Below are 8,667 nucleotides of genomic sequence, written 5' to 3'. Positions count from 1 at the left end.
AACGGCCTACGCCCTTCGGCCCCCGGCCATCCGAGACCATGCGCGAAATCCATCCTCGCCGGGTATTATAGCGTATCGCTTCGAGCCTCCGTTGACGCTGGAAGTTTGTCTTTCGAGACGTATCCTCCGGGTTGGACCGTAATTTTCTTGTATTGTGCTAGAGGAACAATGCTTGAGGCTTGTCTTTGTGCCCCTGTCGAGACCTTTTTCCTGCCTTCGCTGCGTAATTTTGATGTAAAATTACTCTAGCGTCGTTTTACCATTTTTTCAGTGTGAAATGGAATAATGGTGCAGGATGCAAGGGGACAACGATCGAATGGAGGGTGGAGGCTTTGAAGAGATGGCGCTTGTTTCTTTTGATCTGTATTTTGGGAGTGGGGGCGGCGTTTGTGGGGGATGCTGCCGGTGAATCGTCGAGGGGGGAGGAAATTGTTGTCGGGACGGACCAGAACACGACGACGATGGATCCTGCGATGTACCAGGATGCGGCATCCTCTCAGACCATGATCAATGTCTACGAGACGCTGGTCACCTATGACGCGGAGTATAAGAACATCATCCCGTATCTTGCGGAGTCCTGGTCCCATACCGATGACCTTAAGGAGTGGACGTTTCATCTGAAAAAAGGAGTCCGTTTCCATAAAACGGAAAACCAGCCGGGACGGGAGATGACGGCTGACGATGTCAAGTACAGCTTCGAACGGACATTGAAAATATCTCCAATGAAGCGGCTTTTCATGCTGGATCACGTGGAGGTCCTTGCCCCCGATACGGCAAAGCTTGTGTTGAATCAGCCTTTCGCGGCGCTTTTGGCCGTCCTGACGGATGTCGGCAGCGCCGTGATTCCCAAGGAGGATGCCGAGAAGTGGGGGGCCGATTTTGGCCAGCACCCCGTGGGAACGGGGCCCTATAAAATGACGGAGTGGGTGAAGGACTCGCACATGACCTTCGAGCGCTGCGATGACTACTGGAACAAGGAGGGACTGCCCCATCCCCTGAAGGTCACATACCGCTATATCGTCAACAAGACGGCCATGACTACGGCGCTCCTGAGCGGGCAAGTTCACGTTACCCGGGAGGTGCTGGACCAGGACGTCAAGAAGATCGCAGAAAGTGCCGGGTATCGTGTCGTCAAAGGAGAACCCTGCAACGTCTATGCGTTTTACATGAACGCCACTCGGGGGCCGACGACGGACCCGAAGGTTCGGGAGCTCTTTTTCCGGGCGGTGGATGTGGCTCAGATAGCCAAGGCCCTTTTCCCCAACGAGTCCGGAGAGGCGGCCTATGGGCCCATCCCTCCCGGAAGCTGGGGCTATAATCCGGAGGTCCGTTCCTTTTACACGACCTATGATCCCCAGCGGGCCAAGGAGCTCCTTGCGGAGCTGGGTAAGAAACCGGGGGAGCTGAAGCTGCGCATCACGACATCCGAGGATGAACGCCGCAAAAAGGCCGCGGTCATAGCTCAGGCCATGCTGAAGAAGGTGGGCGTGGAGGTGGAAGTGCAGAGCCTGGAGTGGGGGAGCTTCATGGGCGTAGCCTCCAAGGCCGAGGCGGACATTTACGCCATAGGGTGGACGTGGTATCCCGATCCGTTTTTCTACGTCTACTATATGTTTCACTCCGAGAAAAAAGGCAGCTATGGCAACGGCGGCGGCTACAACAACCCCGAGGTGGACAAGCTGATTGCCCTTGGGGCGAGCGTCGGCGACCAAAAGGCCCGCACCGGATACTATCGCCAGGCCGAGGAGCTGGTCATGAAGGATCGCTATTATTTCCCGCTCTATCACATGTATGCGATGAACGGGGTGGATGAGCGGCTTACCGATTTCCATCCGACGCCGCAGGGAAGCGTACGACTTTTTGGGCCGGACTTCAGCTCTTACCTGGCCCCCGGCTCCTGACCCGACATTCATTCCGATCGGACTCCGCAGCTGAATGGACGAGCGGCCTCGGGAATGGGGTGACCGGCCCCTTTCATTTCGAGGCCGCTCGTCTTTATTGATGGAGCGGGTGATGGAAGAGAAGAATAGAAGAGGGCGAGTTTCGGAGCTTTCACGATTCAAAAGGGGAGGATCCCCGGAGAGGAGGCATGCATCTTGGGACGTTTTGCTTTCAAACGCTTCCTTCAGATGATCCCCACACTCTTTTTTGTCATGCTCGTCATCTTCTCCCTGATGAAATTGATTCCGGGGGATCCTGCTCTGACCCTTTTGGGGCCCGAGGCCAGTCCTGCGGATATCGCTGCCTTCAGGGAGGATCTGGGGCTGAACAAGCCGCTGCCCGTTCAATTTCTGACCTATCTGCGCAATGTGGCCCATGGGGATCTGGGGCGCTCTCTGATCTATAGGGCGGACGTCCTCACGCTGATCAAGGAGCGTTTGCCTACGACGCTGGCCCTCAGCCTGAGCGCCCTGTCCCTCGCAATCCTCCTGGGGGTCCCCTTGGGTATTTTCGCCTCGATGCACCATAACGGCTTCTGGGATCTGTGCATCACGGTCCTGGCGCTCCTGGGCGTATCGGTTCCCATCTTCTGGGTTGGCATGTTGATGATTGTCGTCTTCGTCCTCAATTTGGGATGGCTTCCATCGGTCGGATTGGGAAGCTGGGACAAGGGGCTCTGGAACGTCGTCAGCCATTTCATCCTGCCCTCGTGCGCCCTGGCTTTCCAGTCCGTGGGAACCATCGCCCGCTTTACCCGATCCAGCATGCTGGAAGTCCTGAAGCAGGATTATATACGGACCGCGTACGCGAAAGGCCTGCGGCCTCGGCTGATTTGGGAACGTCACGCTTTGCGCAACGCACTTATCCCCGTCGTTACCGTTTCGGGGCTGCAGTTGGGACATCTTCTGGCCGGAGCGGTCCTCACCGAATCCATCTTCGCCCTTCCGGGGCTCGGTAAGCTGATGGTCGATGCGATCATGAGACGTGATTTTCTGCTTGTACAGGGAGAAGTTCTGGTCATCGCAATCCTGTATCTTTTCGTCAATTTTTTCGTGGATCTGCTCTATGCTTTGGTGAACCCCAAAATCCGAAAGTCGTTTGGAGGCGCCTGAAATGTTGGAACAACTCTCTTTTGGAAGGCGTTTTCTACGCAGCAAGCAGGGAATGGCCGGGTTGTTGATCGTACTTCTGAACATCGGCCTGGCCTGTTTCGCCCCCAGGATTGTCCCCTATGATTTCGACGAGATGGATTTTGGCGCCATGTTGGCGGAACCGGGGACCGAAGGACATTGCCTGGGTACCGATGACATGGGGAGGGACGTTCTGACGCGATTGATATACGGATCGCAGGTATCCCTGATGGTCGGGATGGTCGCCGTCTCCATTGGAGCCTGTCTCGGCACGGTCCTGGGGCTGATTTCCGGGTATTTCGGCGGTTTTTTTGACGCCCTGTTGATGCGTCTGATGGACGCTCTGCTGGCCTTTCCCTATATCCTCCTGGCCATCGCTATGATGGCTGCTCTGGGGGCGGGGCTCTTCAACGCGATGCTCGCGATCGGGCTGGTTATGGTTCCCAGCTTCGCCCGGGTCGTCAGAGGGGCCGTGCTCAACGTCAAGAACGAGGACTTCATAACCGGGGTCCGCATCATGGGCGCCTCCCATCTCTGGATATTGGCCCGCCACGTTTTGGTGAACGTCCTGCCGCCCATCATCGTCTACGCCTCCCTCAGCTTTGCCGGGGCCATCATCAGCGAGGCGACGCTGAGCTTCCTGGGGCTGGGAATCCAGCCGCCCGTCCCGTCGTGGGGAAGTATGCTCAGCGAGGCGATGCCTTATATGGACCAGGCCTCTTACCTGGCGGTCCTTCCGGGGCTGGCCATTCTGGTGACCTGCCTGGGGTTCAACCTGTTGGGGGATGGGCTGCGCGATGTCCTGGACCCGCGCCTGCGTATTCGATAGGAGGGGCATGGAGCCCTTTTGTCCCGGATGAGAGGAGTTTTACGCCGTGAAAGACAAGGTTGCAGCTGTAGTCGATGCTCGCTCCGATTCTCTGAAGAGCCTGGCGAGGGAGATATTTTCCTACGAGGAAACGGCATTTCAGGAGGTGCGCTCGTCAAGGGCCCTGGCCGATTATCTGGAGAAGGCCGGATTCGAGGTGGAGTGGGGAATGGCCGGCATGGAGACGGCCTTCGTGGCGAGGTATGGGCGCGGGCGTCCCCATATTGGTCTGATGGGTGAGTACGACGCTCTTCCCGAGGTCGGACATGCCTGTGGGCATAACATGATCGGGACCATATCGGCTGGCGCGGCGGTGGCCATCAAGGAGAGCGGCTGCCTTGAGGGCCGCGAGGGGACAATCCTCTTCCTGGGATGCCCTGCGGAGGAACATGGGGGGGGCAAGGTCCTGCTTGACGGGGCCGGGGCCTTCAACGGGCTGGATGCGGCCATGATCATCCACCCTGCGAGCACCAGCACCGGATATGACATCTCTTTTGCGATCAAACGCCTCTTCGTCGAGTTCTTTGGAAAAGCGGCCCATGCCGCAGCCGCCCCGCAGAAGGGGGTCAACGCCCTGGATGCCATGCTCTCCTTCTTCAACGGCATCGCGTTGATGCGCCAGCAGATGACGGAGCGTACCCGGGTGCATGGCATCATCCTGAACGGAGGGCAGTCCTTCAATACGATTCCGGACTATACGAAGGCCGAGATGGGGATTCGCGCCCTGCGTATGGAGGAGGTCCTCGAGCTTGAGACGAGGCTTGCCGCCGTTGCGGAGGGAGCTGCCCGGGCGACCGGGTGTACGGTGAAGGTCACGCAGGCCGAGCCGCCTCAGCCGGAGGTTTACGTCAACGTGCCCCTGGCCCGTACCCTGGATGCGAATTATGCCCGGGTCGGAGAAAAGACCACGATGAGGACCTACGGACAGGGCGTTGGGTCTACGGATGTCGGCATCGTGACTCATAGGGTCCCTGGAATTCAGGGATATATCGATATCACCGCCGGCGCCTCGATCCCGACACACTCCAGGGAGTTTGCGGCGGCGGCGAGCTCCGAGTATGGGTACGAAGCGATGCTCCGGGCCACAAAGGCGCTGGCCCTGACGGCATTCGACCTTTTCAATGACCCCGGTCTGCTTAGCGAGGTCCGAGAGTATTTTGAGGAAAGGAGAAGAGACTTCTGATGTCCGATACCGTGCCCCTGGGCTCGGCGCCGCTTCTGGCGGTCGATGGTTTTTCCGTCCGGCTTCGATTGCCTTATGGAGAGCTCCATGCTTGCGAGAACGTGTCCTTTGACCTCCAGGCCGGAGAATCGCTGGGGGTCGTTGGGGAGAGCGGCAGCGGCAAAAGCGTGACGATGCTTTCGATGATGGGGCTTATACGGGGCCGGAAGGAGGGAACTCTCCACTTCAAAGGGGCCCGCATGGAGGACCTTTCCCCTCTGCGGGGCAGGGACGTGTCCATGGTTTTTCAGAATCCACTGAACTCCCTCAATCCCTCCTTGAGAATCGGGAAGCAGTTGACCGAGGTCCTGACGGAACATCTCGGTTTGGGGCGTCGCGAGGCCGAAAAGCGTGTCCTGTCCATGATGGAGCGTCTGGCTGTCCCTGAGCCCGATAAGCTGATGAGGCGCTACCCGTTCGAGTACAGCGGCGGAATGCGGCAGAGGGTCATGATCGCCATGGCCATGCTGTGCGAGCCGGATCTTCTGATCGCCGACGAGCCGACGACGGCTCTGGATGTGACCAACCAGGCCCAGATCCTGCATCTGTTCCGAGAGCTTCAGGAGCGTTTCGGTACGTCCCTGATCTTTATCTCGCACGACCTGAGCGTTGTTTCCCAGATTGCACACCGCGTGATGGTGATGTATGCCGGGGCCATGATGGAGATGGGGCCGAGCGAGACCCTGTTTCGTACCCCTCTGCATCCCTATACCAGGGGCCTGATCGATTCCCTGCCTCGTCTTCTGCCCGGGGAGCGCAAGAAACCCCTGGCCTCCATACCCGGGACGATGCCCAGCTTGATCGCCCCCCCCAGGGGGTGCCGTTTCTCCCCGCGGTGTCCTCAAGCGCAGGAGCGGTGTGCTTTACAGGCGCCGAAGGCCGTACGCCGTGCGGATAGAACCGTTTGCTGCTGGCTTTATGCAGAGGGAGGAGGACCGCGATGACCCTGTTGGAGGTTCGGAACCTGTCAAAAAAATTTCCGGTCGGGGAGCGTTTCTTTTTCGCTCCGCCCCGATGGCTGCATGCCGTTAGAGGGGTTGACTTCTCCATTCGTCCGGGCAGCGTGTTTGGGTTCGTTGGGGAGAGCGGCAGCGGCAAATCCACGATAGCGAATCTCATCGCGGGAGTTTATCCCCCGACCGAGGGGGAGATCCTTCTTAAGGGGCTCCCCGTGCACAGGGAAAAAAGGGGACATCGGTCGGTCCAGATGGTTTTTCAGGATCCGGAGACCTCTCTGGATCCCCGTAAGACGGTACGGTTTCAGATATCCGAGGGATTGATGCTTCGCGGTGAAACGGCACGGGAGCGGACGGAAAAGGTATGTGCCATGCTGGAGGCCGTAGGGCTGAGGGACGACGTCCTGCACAAGTATCCTCATGAGCTGTCCGGAGGTCAGAAACAGCGTGTCGCCGTGGCGCGGGCGCTGGTTCTTCGCCCGGAACTCCTGATCCTCGACGAACCGACGAGCGCCTTGGATGTCTCGGTGCAGGCGCAGATCCTGAATCTCTTCATGGATCTGCAGCGCAGCTTCAACTTGACCTACCTCTTCATCACGCACGATCTGAAGACGATAAGCCACTTTGCCGACGACATCGCCGTCCTGTATCTGGGGCGTATCGTCGAAGAAGGTCCGGTGTCGGATGTCGTCGATCATCCCTCGCATCCTTACACACGGGCTCTATTGAATTCCGTCCCGGAACTCGGCAGGGCTCTGCTGCGTGCGCCTATCCGCGGGGAGATTCCGAGTCCACTCTCGCCCCCGTCGGGTTGCGCTTTCCGCACGCGGTGCCCCCATGCGGAGTCCCGTTGTCTCGCTCCGCCTCCATACCGAAACGAGGGAAAGAAGCGCGTGCTCTGTCACGCTGTCCTGTAGCTTGGAGCAATCCGGGGCTTCACGGGGGAACTGTTGCGCGCCGTAGAGCCCATGGTGGGGAAGCCCATTTTATAACTTATCCAATGGAGGCGGACGATGTCCATAAAATATGTGATGGAGTCTTATGAGCTGCTGGACAGCCCTTCGGCGTCCGGGGAGGCCGTGCGGAACGCCCTGATCGATGTGGGGTGTGAGGCCCGGACGATCGAGGTCAGGACGGTCGAGGGGCCCAAGGGACATACGGATTTCGTCAAGGTCTGGTTTCATGGTAGGAAGGGAAAGCACGGCGGCGGTACGGCCCCGACCCTGGGGATCGTCGGACGCCTGGGCGGGGTCGGAGCCCGTCCGGAGAAGGTGGGCCTGGTATCCGACGCGGATGGGGCCGTGGCCGCCGTTGCGGTGGCCATGAAGCTGGGGAGGATGGCGAAGCTGGGGGATGTTCTGGATGGGGATGTCTTCGTCTCCACCCATATCTGTCCCGATGCGCCCACGAGTCCGCACGATCCCGTCCCCTTCATGGATTCCCCCATCAACATGCAGATTGCCAACGCGGAGGAGATGCATCCGGACCTCGACGCGGTGCTCTCGATCGATACGACTCGGGGCAACCGGGTTGTCAATCACCGCGGTTTCGCCATCTCTCCCACGGTCAAGGAGGGCTACATCCTGCGGGTCAGCGAGGATCTGCTCGATATCATGAGTTATGTCACGGGCAGGATGCCGCAGGTCTTCCCGATTACGACCCAGGACATCACCCCCTACGGCAACGAGCTCTATCATCTGAACAGCATCCTGCAGCCCTGCACGGCAACCCGCGCTCCGGTCGTGGGCGTGGCCCTGACGGCGGAGACCGCGGTCCCGGGGTGTGCCACGGGCGCCTCTCAGGTCTCGGACATCGAGTCGACGGTGCGATTCGTCATCGAGGTCGGCAAGGCCTTCGGGGAGGGGAAGCTGCGTTTCTACGACCCTGAGGAGTTCGAACGGATCCTCGGCCTGTACGGACCTATGAACCACCTGCAGACCCCGGGAAAAAAGATCTGACCTTCCCGGAGGACGTGCCGGGACGGGTGGATGGATTCAGAGGAGGTCGGATTCGATGAAACACGTTGTCGGGACGGTGACGATCGGCCAGACCCCGCGCACGGATGTGATCCCGGAGCTCTCCGCGATTCTGGGGGACGTGACGGTACGGGAGGCCGGGGCCCTCGACGGGCTGTCGCGCGCGGAAATTGCCGGCCTGGCGCCGCAGCGCGGCGATTATGTCCTGGTGACGCGGCTGGCGGACGGATCGTCCGTTCAGGTCGCCGAGCGCCACATCACGCCGAGGGTCGCCGCGAAAATAAAGGAGCACTTCGACGCGGGGGTTCCCCTGGTGCTCCTGCTCTGCACCGGAGAGTTCCCCGAGTTCCCGGAGGGCGGCCTGCTGGTTCGGCCTCAGAGGGTCCTGTTCCATGTCGTCCGTGCGGTGGCGGAGGGGAAACGGCTGGGCATCCTCACCCCCTCGGCGGATCAGGTTCCTCAATCCGAGGTGCGGTGGCGTCAGCTTGGAGGGGCCGTGAAGTCCGTCCCCGCCTCGCCGTATGTCGATGCGGAGGCGGCCGTCGAGAGGGCGTCGCGCGAACTCGGGGAATGG

The 8,667-nt window shown here is 59.8% G+C and carries 8 protein-coding genes; all 8 read left to right on the top strand.

Going from position 1 to position 8,667, the window contains the following annotated elements:
- Positions 1-332 precede the first annotated feature (332 nt).
- Complete coding sequence (locus ABLA28_RS09060; RefSeq protein WP_347713389.1) at positions 333-1,901, top strand: ABC transporter substrate-binding protein; 1,569 nt, start codon at positions 333-335, stop codon at positions 1,899-1,901.
- A gap of 195 nt (positions 1,902-2,096) precedes the next feature.
- Positions 2,097-3,053 carry an ABC transporter permease gene (locus ABLA28_RS09055; RefSeq protein WP_347713388.1) on the top strand — a complete coding sequence of 319 codons (957 nt, stop codon included), beginning with the start codon at positions 2,097-2,099 and terminating at the stop codon, positions 3,051-3,053.
- Position 3,054: 1 nt separating this feature from the next.
- Positions 3,055-3,900, top strand: a complete 846-nt coding sequence (locus tag ABLA28_RS09050; protein WP_347713387.1) for an ABC transporter permease — start codon at positions 3,055-3,057, stop codon at positions 3,898-3,900.
- Positions 3,901-3,946: 46 nt separating this feature from the next.
- Positions 3,947-5,122, top strand: a complete 1,176-nt coding sequence (locus ABLA28_RS09045) for a M20 family metallopeptidase (RefSeq protein ID WP_347713386.1) — start codon at positions 3,947-3,949, stop codon at positions 5,120-5,122.
- Positions 5,122-6,105, top strand: a complete 984-nt coding sequence (locus ABLA28_RS09040) for an ABC transporter ATP-binding protein (RefSeq protein ID WP_347713385.1) — start codon at positions 5,122-5,124, stop codon at positions 6,103-6,105. Before ABLA28_RS09045 ends, ABLA28_RS09040 begins: the two co-directional genes overlap by 1 nt.
- On the top strand, positions 6,102-7,034 hold the full coding sequence (locus tag ABLA28_RS09035) for an ABC transporter ATP-binding protein (RefSeq protein WP_347713384.1): 933 nt from the start codon (positions 6,102-6,104) through the stop codon (positions 7,032-7,034). Before ABLA28_RS09040 ends, ABLA28_RS09035 begins: the two co-directional genes overlap by 4 nt.
- Positions 7,035-7,130: 96 nt before the next feature.
- The gene (locus tag ABLA28_RS09030; protein ID WP_347713383.1) at positions 7,131-8,075 is read left to right on the top strand and encodes a DUF1177 domain-containing protein; all 945 of its coding nucleotides are present in this window, start codon (positions 7,131-7,133) and stop codon (positions 8,073-8,075) included.
- Positions 8,076-8,130: 55 nt separating this feature from the next.
- A partial coding sequence (locus ABLA28_RS09025; protein ID WP_347713382.1) for an AroM family protein occupies positions 8,131-8,667 on the top strand: 537 nt, incomplete at its 3' end.

The sequence above is a fragment of the uncultured Fretibacterium sp. genome (assembly GCF_963544685.1).
In the GTDB taxonomy this organism is placed as follows: Bacteria; Synergistota; Synergistia; order Synergistales; family Aminobacteriaceae; genus CAJPSE01.
The sequence above is the reverse complement of the archived record's forward strand: the minus strand, read 5'-3'. Positions and strand labels throughout refer to the sequence as shown.